Source organism: Pseudomonas sp. PDM21, from assembly GCF_014852505.2.
In the GTDB taxonomy this organism is placed as follows: Bacteria; Pseudomonadota; Gammaproteobacteria; order Pseudomonadales; family Pseudomonadaceae; genus Pseudomonas.
This window is the reverse complement of sequence record NZ_CM181223.1, coordinates 999,775-1,013,299: the sequence shown is the minus strand read 5'-3', so window position 1 is coordinate 1,013,299 and position 13,525 is coordinate 999,775. Positions and strand designations below refer to the sequence as shown.

Here is a 13,525-nt window from a genome sequence, read left to right as displayed (position 1 = left end):
AAAAAAACCCCGCATTTGCGGGGCTTTTTATTTGCGCAGATTACATTGCTTGCACTTGATCAGCCTGAGGACCTTTGGGCCCGTTGGTCACGTAAAAGCTGACCTGCTGACCGTCATCAAGCGTTTTGTATCCGCTGCTTTCGATCGCGCGAAAGTGAACAAAAACATCTGCGCCGTTTTCGGGGGTTATGAAACCGAAACCTTTCTCAGCGTTGAACCATTTAACGATACCAGTTTGACGAGTAGTCATGATGAATCTCCAAATAATGATCATGCCATGCGATATGCGAGACATGACTGGATGCGAAGTGAAGAGGGGCCGCAAAGATGGAGAATCCAGAAGACAAAACATCAATCGGTGCCACTAAACCGAGCAGGCAGGAGACTCACCATACAGGTTCTGCAAGGAATAGATAGGCAATTTAAAAAATATGCAGATATCTGGCAGACGGTCGGGGATGAGCACGAGATATGCGTATAGTGAATGCTAGTCACCAACCTGGTGGCTCATCGCCTGAGGTGACATGATGTCTTATTCAATGTTAGAAACTGCGCGTTCGGATCTGGAGAAGAAAATCGCAGCGTTCCTTTCCAAAGGCGGAGAAATCCAAGAAATTCCCGCCGGTAGGCATGGCCGTAAGGAGCCATACAAACGGAGCGAGTGGACGATTGGCAAGGCGAAAAATTCAGCCGCCTGATGTTTTTGAAAAAAACCGCATCGGAAGATGCGGCTTTTACCGTGTGACCGCTACTCCTCAAACCATTCGGCATCACCAGATCCCAGCCGGTTTGCAAGTCCTCGACCTGCACCGCCAAGCCCGCACATCGCTCTTGGTCTTCGCCTCCCTCGCAATCAATTCCGCCAATCCATTCGCGATCAGGTCAGCATTGCTAACCAGCACATCGAGATGGCTTTTAGCCGCCAAGGCTGTTTCGGTGGAACCGCGTTGCTCGATCCAGATTGCCAACTCCTCTGCTGCTGCACCGATGGCGTTGATATTCTCATTGAGGCGATAAAGCAGCGCCGAGACAGTAGTATCGGTCATGCCGGTCTCCTAAGTGAAAGCTCTCTTAGGGCGGGAACTAAAAGCCCGCGGGGACCTGCGGGCAGGGAAGACAGCTTGCGACTGTATGCCCCTAAGCGGAGCTATTGGTAGGTTGCGTCAGCAATCTGGCGAGCTGAATACCGGCTCGCCGTGGCGATTGATGCGCGTGATCTTTGCCAGAGCTTTTTCTGCTGCGGCAAACGCTTGGGACATCACACCAAAGCAGGACAACCCATAGACCAAGTGAAAACTCGGCGTCGAGCCCTCATACTGGTCCTGCACTGCGATAAAGGCTAATGCGTGGTCGCCATTCATCTTGGCTAGGCTCCACGTGTCGTAACCGGGGAATGCACGTTCGTTCATGGGAGCCTCACAATTTCAGGGGATAACCCACTATCCTCCTGATACCGCTGAATAGCTCTCAATGGTTCGGTTATTCGACCAAGGGTCGAGAACGCGACAGACACTGATCTCCCTACCCTTCACTGACCGCACTGACTGCCGATAACTGCTCGGCAGATCCATCGGCGTTGTCACGCGCACGCGAGCTGTTCGCTCAGTGTTGAGGCGCTAGAGCCTCTTCTACAGTGGTCATGAGCGCCGTGAAATCAAATGGCTTGTCGAGAAATCTATGCGTTGGGAAGTCTCTGCTCCAAGAGCCGCCGGGATGTCTGGGGATCTTTCTGCAATTTGACGCGCGAGTTCTACGCCGTCGATTTCTCCAGGCTGAATCGCCCCTAGTTTCGTAGACACCTCCAAGCCTCATAATGAGGCCCATCAGGAGGTGCCATGAGCAACCAGCGTTACCCCGAAGAATTCAAAATCGAAGCGGTCAGACAAGTTACCGCGCGCGGCCTGCGTGTAGCGGATGTGGCGGAGCGTTTGGGTGTGTCGGTGCATAGCCTCTATGTCTGGATCAGGCGCTATAGCAAGCCCCAGGAACAGCGGCAGCAAGAAGGTGATCAGCAAGCCGAACTGCGTCGTTTGCGCGCCGAACTCAAGCGGGTGACCGAAGAGCGAGACATCCTAAAAAAGGCCGCCGCGTACTTTGCCAAGGAGTCCGGCTGAAGTACGCCTTCATCAGCAAGCTGTCGGTGGAGTACCCGGTTCGACGTCTCTGCCAGACCCTCAGGGTGCATCCCAGCGGTTACTACGCCTGGCTGGCCGAGCCGAAATCCGTACGCGCTAAGGAAGATCAGCGCCTGCTCGGATTGATCAAACATGCCTGGCTGGAAAGCGGTGGGGTCTACGGCTATCGCAAGATCCACGACGACCTGCGTGAGCTGGGAGAGTCCTGTGGCCGGCATCGCGTAGCCCGCCTGATGCGGGGGGAAGGGTTGCGCTCGCAGACCGGCTATCGTCGTCGGCCCGGCTACTACGGCGGCAAGCCCACGGTGGCTTCGCCCAACCGTCTGGAGCGGCAATTCACCGTCAGCGAGCCGAACAAGGTCTGGGTCACTGACATCACTTACATCCGCACTTATGAAGGCTGGTTGTACTTGGCGGTGGTGCTGGATCTGTTTTCGCGCCAGGTGATCGGCTGGTCGATGAAACCTCGGATGTGCAGCGACTTAGCTATCGATGCCTTATTGATGGCGGTTTGGCGACGCAAGCCCAAGCAGGAAGTGATGATCCACTCCGACCAGGGCAGCCAGTTCAGCAGCTCGGACTGGCAGAGTTTCCTCAAGGCCAACAATCTGATCAGCAGCATGAGCCGACGCGGTAACTGTCACGATAACGCCGTGGCAGAAAGCTTTTTCCAGTTGCTGAAGCGCGAACGCATCCGACGAAAAACCTATGCCACTCGCGAAGAAGCTCGCAGTGATGTGTTCGATTACATCGAGATGTTTTATAACCCCAAACGCCGGCACAGCAGCGCTATGCAGCTATCGCCAGTGGAGTTTGAGAAACGCTATTTCCAGAGCTTGGAAAGTGTCTAGGAAAGCCGGGGCGATTCACCAATCCAGTCGCCGGCTTGAGCGTGAGGCTCAGCGCAACGTCGAATTGATGTGGCTGACCGGACGTCTGACGCCGGACTTCAAAACCATCGCCAATTTTCGCAAAGACAATGGCAAAGCCATTCGTGGCGTCTGCCGGCAATTCGTGGTGCTGTGCCAGCAGCTCGGTTTGTTCAATGAAGACGCGTGGCACCGGAATGGTCGGCTACAACGTGCAGGCAGCAGTCGACGCGAAGCACCATCTAATCGTGACCCACGAGGTCACGAACGATGGCGTCGATCGAGATCAACTCAGCTCCATGGCCAAGCAGGCGCGAGAGGCCATAGGCGTAGAGGAACTCTCGGTGGTCGCCAAGAGGGGATACTTCAAAGGCGAAGAAATCCTGGCCTGCCAGGAAGCTGGAATCACAGAAAACTTTCGTACCTAAGGCGCTGACCTCGGGCGCGACAGCGGCCGGCCGCTTTGGCAAAGGTGATTTCATCTATGACGCAGCCAAGAACGAGTACCGCTGCCCGGCAGGGCAAAGCCTGATCTGGCGCTACTCCAGTGTCGAGAAAGGTCTGAAGCTGCATCGTTACTGAAGTTCGCATTGCCAAGGCTGCGCATTGAAAGAGCGCTGCACTCCAAGTTCAGAGCGTCGGGTGAGTCGCTGGGAGCATGAGGCGGTACTCGAGGATATGCAGTCCCGCTTGGATCAGGCACCGGAGATGATGCGCATCCGCCGCCAGACAGTGGAGCATCCATTTGGCACGCTGAAGGCCTGGATGGGCGCCACCCATTTCCTTACCCGAACGCTCGACCGGGTAAGCACGGAAATGAGCCTGCATGTGCTCGCCTACTACCTCAAACGGGTGCTCAGCCTGCTGGGCAATAGTGCACTGATGGCAGCGATGAGGGCCTGAAACCCTCTTCGCGGTCTGATGAACTCGCCGTACAGCATCGCGGAAAATGCACGTGCCCGAATCAGCTGAATGACTCGGATCAACGCGCTAGAAGTCCACAGGGCCTCTGGGCGCCGCTAAAACCATCCCAAACCAGCTATCCATCTCCCGCTGCGTTTTACACAGCCTGGGCCGATCTCTGCCGGTCGTGACTGGCAGAAGTTGGCCATTCCCTGCCCATCATGGTTACAAAGCTGCTGGTCATATCCGATGCAATCGGTGGCCAGAACGCATGAAATGGCTAGGCAGGTCGGATGCGAACAGATGGTCAAGGGAAGTGCAATTCCGCACACAGCACCGGCGAGGCGTTTCTACGCCTCGCTTTTATGACCCGACTCGCAAACCTAGGGCGTCACTAGCCGCCATACACCACGTGTCGATACTGGCGTTGACTGAAGACTGGTCGGCCAACGACACCAGAGGGACAGCTTTGACGTAACACCTATAGCCGGGCACATCGTCGCTTGTACCCACGGTGCCATCCGCCGGATACGGAATACCGCACCAAACACGGCTGTACCAGTTGTAGGGGGCTGCGGCAGGGGTATCGCAGACCACAACCGACAGTACAAGCTCGCTATGAGTCAGCTCGACGGCCTCGTCACTGAACTGATTGTTGTACTTGTCGAAGCCGGTGTCGCTGCGAATCCAGACGCCGAATATCTGATCGCCTGCACGATGGTTGTCCCAGGGGGTTTCTTGACCGGCGTGTTTCAGCCAAAGGATGGACAAATCGAAGCAAGGCAAATATCGCCATCCGGCGAAATCGTCGCTTTCCAGCCCCGCCGTGTCACGGGGCTGCTTAAAAGCATATTCTTGGTAGTAGGCCGTGGCCCCCAGACGCTCGCGAATATAGCCAAGCAGCTCGAACAAGTGCTGCTGGTAGTCGGCGAGCAGACGGTAGGCTCGGCGTACGTCCAGTAGTGCAAGATTTAGGGGCGACGTCATTCTAAGCTCCATGCGCTAAACGCTCCAGATGAAGTGTTGATGCCGGCAGGGAGGAGTCCATCCAGCCAGCGCATCGGGTGAGTCCGTAGCCCATGCCATGCGAAACAGCGGCCGAGGTCTTCCACCAGTCTGCTTTCACCTGCCGACGCATTAGCTTCAGCGCATATCCGCACGGCCTGGAATAGCTGCTGCCAGCTGCGGCAGATAAGCTTGAACGGGCGTCGACATTCCTTGGCGATTGCCTGTTCGATCCCAGACTGAAGATGAGCACGGGCCATTTCGCCGAGATCATCCATGCCGCCCAGAGTCAGCAGCAGGCAGTCGTCAGGCAGACAGCCCTCACGCCAGCCGGCGGTAAGCTCATTGGCCAATTGCCGAGCACTTTGCTGCCGAAGGTTGTCGTGGCGTTTGGCCTCAACCAGAAGAGTTCGCCGATTATCGCGAAGGACCACATCCGGCTCGACACGCGCTCCGTCCTGCAAATACCAGGACGGCCAATATTCGATATCCCGAAGCGGCCCGAACGGCTCCTGCAACAGGGCAGACATGACAGCACTGAATTGTGAGTCGGAAAGGTACGACAGCCGCTCGAAAACACTGGCAGTCAACACATCCTCCGCGCCTTCAGCCTGATCCAGAAGACGACGCTGACCTTCAAGCCCAGTGCCGCGCTTCTTACCGGCCAGTACCGCGTTAAGCATGACGTTCTTCCCATGGTTGCTGGCTGACACTTTCAGACCACACATAGCCTTGGGGAACGGATGCGCGTTTCGCCTGAAACGTAACCCCGGCGTAACCCCGAAGCAGAAACGAAAAAGGCCCGCATTGCTGCGGGCCTTTATTTCATTGGTGCCGGCAAGAGGAATCGAACCCCCGACCTTCTCATTACGAATGAGCTGCTCTACCGACTGAGCTACACCGGCGGCGAGCGTAAGCTAGCACTAGGCCGGCGACATGGCAATCCGCCCGGCACCGGTTCGAGGCAACGGGCGACAGCACCATACGCCGCAAAGCAAAGCTTGCTCAGTGACCCACCCCGGGCGCCGCAGATGAAGCAGGGAACTGGCTCCGGTAGGCATTTCTGTATGCCTCGATCCTTGCGATGTCATCGACCGGCGGGACGATCTGCCTGATCGGCACCCCCTGTGCGTCGAGGGCGAAACCATAGACCCGCCCTGAGGCGGCAACGTAATAGCTGATGCGTCCCAGACAGCGCACACCAATATCCTTCGTCGCCACCAATTCCGCTATCCGGTCTTCCCGCAGTTGCATCAAGCCCTGAGCAGTGACCTCGTAGTATCCCGCCCCCTGTTGTGCAAGGGCGGCCTCATCGAGTGTCTTGTAGTTTTCCGCAGCAAAGAAACGAATCCCTGTCTCGACCATCATGCAGTCGTCCTTCGCCCTGATCTGTGGCTCTTGCCCTGCAAGATAGCGCTCCATGGCCGCTCGAACATCCGTCAGCCCAACCTGGGCACTCACTTCTCCCGGAGCACTGACCACTCTGCCGTTCTTGTAGACCAGAGTTGCCAGCAGCACGCGGTTCTGCCGATCACTCAAGACATTGGCGCCATGCCCGTAGCCTGTGACTTCGAAGGGCTGACCATCGACAGCGACAACGCTCTCAATCTCCCCCACCCCTTCGCCATGGTCGGAGAGCAGCACCACCAAGGCATCGTTCAGCACTCCTTTTTGCCGGAGCCCATCCATCAGAAGATCGACCTGGTGATCGACGACACTGAGCGCCTCAACATGCGCATCCCAGAAAGGGTTGTCAGTTTTCACCTTCACATGGGCGTGCCGGGTCTTGTAGGGGAAGTGTGCGGACTCAAAATGCGTGGCAAGAAATACATCACCACCGCCACCCACTGAATCCAGGATCGCCTGGACGAAGTCCGTATCCGAGTAATTTACGTGAATGGCCGTGTTGACAAAGGCGTAGGGAAACAACCACCCGGCCAGCGGCGTCTGCATCAACAGATTAGTCAGTGGTGTATCGGCAAAGCTCTGTAGGGCGACGTCCAACACGCCAGCCTTGGGTCCAACTATGACGTCGAATCCGAAGCCTTTATCCATATTGTTGAAACGGCGCTCGTCGATGGCAAAAACAGTCCGATAGCCTCGCTTCTGCAATTGAGTGCTAAGGAGCGTCTCTGGGGCCACATGCGCCAGACCACGCAGATTGAAAACAGCACCATGCTGCTGGGGATATTGGCCCGACAGGATGCTGGTCCACGAAGGGTAAGTCCTGCCCAGGGGAACGTAAGCCCGAGTGTACTTCATGCTTTGGGCATACAGACCATGGAGGACCGGGGTTTGCTCTGCGGTCGAGGCAAAGGCATGCGCCGAGAGCGAGTCCACTCCGACTATGACAATGCTGCGCCCAGAGCGAGGTTCTACATGCGCGGCCCCGCTGATAGCCCAGAGTCCCAGCCCCCCCAGGGCTACACAGATACCCGCCAGGCGCTGCGCTCGAGTCATTACAGGAATCGCGCGATAAAGAATGACTAGCAGCAGAATCGCCAGCAGGCTCAGCGCTACCTTACCCAGAATGACCGAGTCCAGCAGCGAAAGCGCATAGGAGTAGTTGGAGTAAGGGAACCACCAGCGGTTCACCGAGACCAACAGCATCCAACCGAACAGCAGGGCCAGTGCATGGCCAATCGTGGGCGAAATGCCAAACAGGCGCGCCACCCACCTTCCCAGCCAACTGAAAAACCACAGGGTCACGGCGCACAGCACCAGACTGCTGGCAATGAACAGCGACGCCCCCTCACGCACCGTTCCTGACATCCAGGCCTGGCGAAGCAAGGCATAGATGTGCCTATCATCCATGGGCAATACGCGAGGCTCCAGAAGCAACGGAGCCCAGTAGAGCAGCAAGAATGCCAGGGAAAGCAGTACCCGTACTAACTTGGTCATAAGCACTCTGAAGAAATCGCCATCTAGAGGAGGATCACGAGCTCATCAACTCCGGATGGCAACCATCAAACCATTGATCATCGGGAGCTTCTGCCCCCAAGGCCGCAGGGCCAGCATTCTAAATGGCTGAACGACCGGCAGACTCGGCAGTTCGCCCCAAGGTCCGCATACCAATGTTCTCTCGGACCTCCTGATTTCCCCCTCGCCACATTACGTTATCGATGAAGTAATGGTGGACATTGATGAAGAGGACGAAGCAAAGCATGAAGGTATTGATCGGCATTGCCAGCGGCAGAAGTCTCAACTGATCCAGATAGACCGGTAAATAATTGAACAACAAGGCAGCCAACACGAACGCGCTGCCCCACCAAGCCGCATATCCCAGCCAGGTGCGCCCGGAACGCCGCACCTTGCTTCGCGTGTAAGCGCCGCTGAACAGCATGTACTGGAGGGAGTGGAACAGCGGAATGAGCACCAGGAAGAATTCATTACGCAGCAGCGGTGAGAGCCAGAGGTAGATCATCAGCAAGGGCGTAACCGCAATCAGCCCTGGCCACTTCTCCTTGCGCTTCCAGCGACACAGAAACACCGCCAGAGCGGGGAGGACTCCCAGCAAAGAGAGCAGATGCAACTCTCGCGTCCAGTCGCTCAAAACGGACGGCAATGAATACGGAAGTCCCGCAAAATTATTGTCATAGCGCCCAGTGAAAAGACGCAGAAACGACGCCCACCAAAGCGGGAACAGCGAATAGCGAATAATCAGCTGTTCGGAGCGACTGAAAAAAGCGCCCTGGCCCGCTGAATAGACAATGAAACAGCCGTAGGACTGTTTGATGTAATGCCAGCCCACCGTAAAGAGCATGAGGTACAGCAGGCCCCGAAGTACGTCGATTCGCGCGGTCATAAGCGCGTAACCCACTGCACCAAGCAACAAAAGCGGTGCGAGCACGCCGGCCCAGAAAAAACGAATGTCCTTCAGCAGGCGCCCACGATGCCCCCCATAGAGCATCAGGTAGCTGATCAGAAAGTGCGGGCCGTTGACGAAGAACGCCAGGTACCACGCCAGCAAGGAAATATCAAAAGTAGATACCTGTAAATTCAGCGCAACTACCAGAGCCAGTACCAGCAGCGACAACCCGCCAATCATCATGAAGTCGACAATGGGAGAAAAGAAGCAGCGCGCTGGTTGAACCATCATTTTCGTGACCTCAAAAAAAATGCGCCGCAAGCGGCGCATTTTCGAGACATCGGATTACGGAGTAGCGGCGTTGCGGCACTCGGCCGGAACGTATTTCAGATCGGAAGAGGTGGTGCAAGCCCAGGTCACACCGGTGCTGCTGGCAGTGGGAGCCAGAGCCAGGTTGACGGTGATGCTGTTACCGGCATCCACCGCTACCGACAGGGTGCCGGCGTTGCAGGCCAGAGTAGTACGACCAGTGACACCAGTGTTAACACCGGCGCAGTCGTCGGTAGCAGCGGCAGCCAGGTTTTCAGCAACAGTGGCTTTGGCGCCGCTGGCGATGACCAGACCTTCGGAAACGCGAGCGCGGACGGTGTAGTCCTGGTAGGCCGGCAGGGCGATGGCGGCCAGAATACCGATGATCGCAACCACGATCATCAGTTCGATCAGAGTAAAACCTTTCTGAGCATTCATGCTTGAACTCCTAGAGTCAGTAATGGAGGTCCTATGACCTGATCTGACAAAAGCATCATCCGTGCCAACATAAAAGGCACTGTGTTTCCTGCTATAAAAAAGGAAACTTCAAAGATTGAACTGAGCGGTTTCAGCAGGAAGTGACAAAAAACGACACCTGACAGGTGTCAATTTGGCAGCCCACGGCAACTGCGTTATAAGGCTGCCTATATCTACTCCAGGCCCTGATGCTCATGAACGACCAAGTCATCCTTTCCGGACTTGCCCGCCAATTGGTTATCGCTGAACTGCTCGATGAAAAGAGCGCACAGCAGGCACAGCAGCAAGCCCAGAGAAATAAGCTGCCACTGGTGACCTACCTGGTGCAGAACAAGCTGGTGAAGTCGCGCCCTCTGACGGAGCTGGCAGCCGAACAGTTCGGGGTAGCCTTTTTCGATCTCGCGAGCCTGGACAAGGAGTCAATTCCCAAGGAACTGGTCAGCGAGAAGCTGGTCCGCCAGCATCGCGTCCTCCCGCTCTGGCGACGTGGCAACAAGCTTTTCGTAGGCCTTTCCGACCCCACCAACCACCAGGCCATCACCGACGTGCAGTTCAGCACCGGCCTGACCACCGAAGCCATCCTGGTCGACGACGACAGACTGGGTGAAGCCATCGAGAAACTGTTCGAGAGCGTTACCGGTGGGCTGGACGACCTGGGTGACATCGATCTGGACGGTCTGGACATCGAAAGCGGCAACTCCGAACAGAAGGATGAGGCTGTCGGAGGCGATGCCGATGACGCCCCGGTTGTTCGATTCGTCAACAAAATGCTGCTCGATGCCATCAAGGGTGGCTCATCGGACCTGCACTTCGAGCCTTACGAGAAGATCTATCGTGTGCGCTTTCGTACTGACGGCATGCTCCATGAAGTAGCGAAGCCTCCGATCCAGCTGGCCAGCCGCATATCGGCGCGCCTGAAGGTGATGGCCGGCCTGGACATCTCCGAGCGCCGCAAGCCCCAGGACGGTCGCATCAAGATGCGCGTCTCCAAGACCAAATCCATCGACTTCCGCGTCAACACCCTGCCGACCTTGTGGGGCGAGAAAATCGTGATGCGGATCCTCGATTCGTCCAGTGCACAGATGGGCATTGATGCCCTGGGCTATGAAGAAGCGCAGAAGCAACTTTACCTGGAGGCACTCAAACAACCGCAGGGCATGATCCTGGTGACAGGCCCGACCGGCTCGGGCAAGACCGTGTCGCTTTACACCGGCATCAACATTCTCAACACCCCGGATATCAACATTTCCACAGCGGAAGACCCGGTAGAGATCAACCTGGAAGGGATCAACCAGGTCAACGTCAACCCCAAGCAGGGCATGGACTTCGCCCAGGCGCTGCGCGCGTTCCTGCGGCAGGACCCCGACGTGATCATGGTCGGCGAGATCCGCGACCTGGAAACCGCCGAGATCGCCATCAAAGCGGCGCAAACCGGCCATATGGTGATGTCCACCCTACACACCAACAGTGCCGCGGAAACCCTGACACGCCTGCTCAACATGGGCGTTGCCTCCTTCAACCTGGCCACTTCCACCAACCTGATCATCGCCCAGCGCCTGGCCCGTAAGCTTTGCTCGCACTGCAAGAAGGAACATGACGTCCCGCACGAGGCCCTTCTGCATGAAGGCTTCCCTGCAGAAAGAATCGGTACCTTCAAGCTTTATTCGCCGGTAGGGTGTGAAAATTGCAAGAACGGCTACAAAGGACGTGTAGGTATTTATGAAGTGGTTAAAATCACGCCAGCCCTGCAGCGGATTATCATGGAAGAAGGCAATTCCATTCAGATCGCCGAACAGGCCCGCAAAGAAGGCTTCAACGATCTGCGCAACTCGGGCCTGCTGAAAGCCATGCAAGGCATTACCAGCCTCGAGGAAGTCAACCGCGTGACCAAGGATTAATCCATGGCGGAAAAAGCATTGAAGTCCAGTGTCTTTACCTGGGAAGGCACTGACCGCAAGGGTGGGAAAGTCAAAGGGGAGCTTTCTGGCACCAATACTGCGCTGGTAAAGGCGCAACTGCGCAAGCAGGGCATCAATCCGACCAAGGTGCGCAAGAAAAGCATCTCGTTGCTGGGTCGGGGCAAGAAGATCAAGCCAATGGACATCGCTCTGTTCACCCGGCAGATGGCGACCATGATGGGGTCGGGTGTTCCGTTGCTGCAGTCTTTTGACATCATTGGCGAAGGCTTCGACAACGCCAACATGCGCAAGCTCGTCGACGAGATTAAACAAGAGGTTGCCTCCGGCAACAGCTTGGCTAATTCGCTGCGAAAGAAGCCGCTGTATTTCGACGATCTCTACTGCAACCTGGTAGACGCGGGTGAGCAGTCTGGCGCGCTGGAGACCCTGCTGGACCGAGTAGCCACCTACAAGGAAAAGACCGAGTCGCTCAAGGCCAAGATCAAGAAGGCCATGACCTACCCAATTGCGGTCGTGGTCGTTGCCATCGTCGTTTCCGCAATTTTGCTGATTAAAGTGGTGCCGCAGTTCCAGTCGGTGTTTGCCAACTTCGGCGCGGAGCTTCCGGCCTTCACCAAGATGGTCATCTCCCTGTCAGAGGTACTTCAGGCCTGGTGGTTCGTGGTGTTGATAGGCATGTTCGCTGTGGCGTTCATCATTCGCGCAGCCCATCAACGCTCAGAAAAATTCAGAGACTCGGTGGATCGGGGATTGCTCAAGACGCCCATTGTCGGCGATATCATCTTCAAGTCCGCCGTCGCCCGCTATGCTCGGACCCTGTCTACGACCTTCGCTGCCGGTGTGCCACTGGTGGAGGCCCTCGATTCCGTATCTGGCGCCACGGGCAACGTCGTCTTCCGCAACGCAGTGAACAAGATCAAGCAGGACGTTTCCTCCGGTACACAGCTGAACTTCTCCATGCGCACCACCGGCGTATTCCCGAGCATGGCCATCCAGATGGCCGCGATCGGTGAGGAATCCGGCTCGCTGGATGCCATGCTCGACAAAGTGGCCAGCTACTACGAAGAGGAAGTCGATAATGCCGTCGACAACCTGACCACCCTGATGGAACCCATGATCATGGCCGTCCTGGGTGTACTGGTCGGCGGCCTGATCATCGCCATGTACCTGCCGATCTTCCAACTTGGCAACGTCGTCTAACTCATGCCTGTTCTCGACTTCCTGGCCAGCACCCCGCTGGCCTTTGTTTTGTGCGTCACCCTCCTCGGCCTGCTGGTTGGCAGCTTCCTCAACGTGGTGATCCATCGCCTGCCGCAGATGATGGCGCGCGACTGGCAGCAGCAGGCACGGGAAACCCTGGGCCTGCCGGAGGGCGAGAAGCTCCCGACCTACAATCTGGTCCTGCCCAACTCCCAGTGCCCGCAGTGCGCCCACGAGATCAAACCGTGGGAGAACATCCCGGTGGTCAGTTGGCTGGCGCTGGGCGGCAAGTGTTCGTCGTGCAAGGCGCCAATCAGCAAGCGTTACCCGCTGGTCGAGCTGGCCTGTGGCGTGCTGTCGGCCTTCATCGCCTGGCATTACGGCTTCGGCTGGCAGGCCGGCGCGATGCTGCTGCTGACCTGGGGCCTGCTGGCTATGAGCATGATCGACGTCGATCACCAGTTGCTGCCGGACGCCCTGGTGCTGCCGCTGCTCTGGCTGGGGTTGATCGTCAATCACTTCGGACTCTTTACCAACCTGGGCGACGCGCTCTGGGGCGCGGTGTTCGGCTATCTGAGCCTGTGGTCGGTGTACTGGCTGTTCAAGCTGATCACCGGCAAGGAAGGCATGGGCTACGGCGACTTCAAGCTGCTGGCCATGCTCGGAGCCTGGGGTGGCTGGCAGGTGCTGCCGTTGACCATCCTGCTCTCGTCGCTGGTGGGCGCGGTGCTGGGCGTGATCATGCTGCGTCTGCGCAATGCCGAAACCAGTACGCCCATCCCCTTCGGACCCTATCTGGCCATCGCCGGCTGGATTGCGCTGCTCTGGGGTGATCAAATAACCGCGACCTATCTGCAGTTCGCCGGTTTCCGCTAGCCTTCTCCTGCGCCGAGTCTCCTC

At 57.0% G+C, this 13,525-nt stretch carries 13 protein-coding genes, 1 tRNA gene and 1 pseudogene; 6 read left to right on the top strand and 9 right to left on the bottom strand.

What is annotated here, in order from left to right; translation table 11 throughout:
* Positions 1-40: 40 nt before the first annotated feature.
* Positions 41-250, bottom strand: a complete 210-nt coding sequence (locus tag IB275_RS04945) for a cold-shock protein (protein ID WP_192209983.1) — start codon at positions 248-250, stop codon at positions 41-43.
* A 274-nt stretch (positions 251-524) separates the two neighbouring features.
* Here IB275_RS04945 and IB275_RS04940 point away from each other — a divergent pair, with 274 nt between their 5' ends.
* Positions 525-698 carry a hypothetical protein gene (locus tag IB275_RS04940; RefSeq protein ID WP_412548112.1) on the top strand — a complete coding sequence of 58 codons (174 nt, stop codon included), beginning with the start codon at positions 525-527 and terminating at the stop codon, positions 696-698.
* A gap of 72 nt (positions 699-770) precedes the next feature.
* On the opposite strand, the gene IB275_RS04935 is transcribed toward IB275_RS04940, so the two are convergent.
* The gene (locus IB275_RS04935; protein WP_192209982.1) at positions 771-1,046 is read right to left on the bottom strand and encodes a hypothetical protein; all 276 of its coding nucleotides are present in this window, start codon (positions 1,044-1,046) and stop codon (positions 771-773) included.
* 117 nt (positions 1,047-1,163) lie between these two features.
* Positions 1,164-1,409 (bottom strand): hypothetical protein, encoded by a 246-nt coding sequence (locus IB275_RS04930; protein ID WP_192209981.1) that lies wholly within the window; start codon positions 1,407-1,409, stop codon positions 1,164-1,166.
* A gap of 426 nt (positions 1,410-1,835) precedes the next feature.
* Here IB275_RS04930 and IB275_RS04925 point away from each other — a divergent pair.
* Both IB275_RS04925 and IB275_RS04920 read left to right on the top strand, forming a co-directional pair.
* Positions 1,836-2,986, top strand: a protein-coding gene (locus IB275_RS04925; protein WP_192319282.1) for an IS3 family transposase whose coding sequence is annotated in 2 segments (ribosomal slippage) — positions 1,836-2,073 and positions 2,073-2,986 — 1,152 coding nt in all. Because the reading frame shifts where the segments join, the coding sequence is not laid out codon by codon here.
* A gap of 19 nt (positions 2,987-3,005) precedes the next feature.
* Positions 3,006-3,907, top strand: a pseudogene (locus IB275_RS04920) (transposase); the annotation flags it as partial.
* A 363-nt stretch (positions 3,908-4,270) separates the two neighbouring features.
* On the opposite strand, the gene IB275_RS04915 reads toward IB275_RS04920, so the two are convergent.
* From IB275_RS04915 to IB275_RS04890, 6 genes are all read right to left on the bottom strand, one after another.
* Positions 4,271-4,894: a PM0109 family protein gene (locus IB275_RS04915; RefSeq protein ID WP_192319081.1), complete on the bottom strand. Its 624-nt coding sequence runs from the start codon at positions 4,892-4,894 to the stop codon at positions 4,271-4,273.
* A complete protein-coding gene (locus tag IB275_RS04910) occupies positions 4,891-5,595 on the bottom strand; it encodes an F-box domain-containing protein (protein WP_192319078.1) in 705 nt (234 codons plus the stop codon). Before IB275_RS04910 ends, IB275_RS04915 begins: the two co-directional genes overlap by 4 nt.
* Positions 5,596-5,741: 146 nt before the next feature.
* Positions 5,742-5,817, bottom strand: a tRNA-Thr gene (locus IB275_RS04905).
* Positions 5,818-5,917: 100 nt separating this feature from the next.
* A complete protein-coding gene (locus IB275_RS04900) occupies positions 5,918-7,813 on the bottom strand; it encodes a sulfatase-like hydrolase/transferase (RefSeq protein WP_192290151.1) in 1,896 nt (631 codons plus the stop codon).
* A gap of 118 nt (positions 7,814-7,931) precedes the next feature.
* On the bottom strand, positions 7,932-9,050 hold the full coding sequence (locus IB275_RS04895; RefSeq protein WP_192290153.1) for a hypothetical protein: 1,119 nt from the start codon (positions 9,048-9,050) through the stop codon (positions 7,932-7,934).
* A 15-nt stretch (positions 9,051-9,065) separates the two neighbouring features.
* The gene (locus tag IB275_RS04890; RefSeq protein WP_192290155.1) at positions 9,066-9,467 is read right to left on the bottom strand and encodes a pilin; all 402 of its coding nucleotides are present in this window, start codon (positions 9,465-9,467) and stop codon (positions 9,066-9,068) included.
* Positions 9,468-9,700: 233 nt separating this feature from the next.
* Here IB275_RS04890 and pilB point away from each other — a divergent pair, with 233 nt between their 5' ends.
* The 3 genes from pilB to IB275_RS04875 are packed head-to-tail and all read left to right on the top strand — an operon-like array spanning position 9,701 to position 13,501.
* Positions 9,701-11,404, top strand: a complete 1,704-nt coding sequence (gene pilB, locus IB275_RS04885) for a type IV-A pilus assembly ATPase PilB (protein WP_192290157.1) — start codon at positions 9,701-9,703, stop codon at positions 11,402-11,404.
* 3 nt (positions 11,405-11,407) lie between these two features.
* Positions 11,408-12,625: a type II secretion system F family protein gene (locus IB275_RS04880; RefSeq protein WP_192290158.1), complete on the top strand. Its 1,218-nt coding sequence runs from the start codon at positions 11,408-11,410 to the stop codon at positions 12,623-12,625.
* 3 nt (positions 12,626-12,628) lie between these two features.
* Entirely contained in the window at positions 12,629-13,501 is an 873-nt protein-coding gene (locus IB275_RS04875; RefSeq protein ID WP_192290160.1) for a prepilin peptidase, read from the top strand.
* Positions 13,502-13,525: the final 24 nt, after the last annotated feature.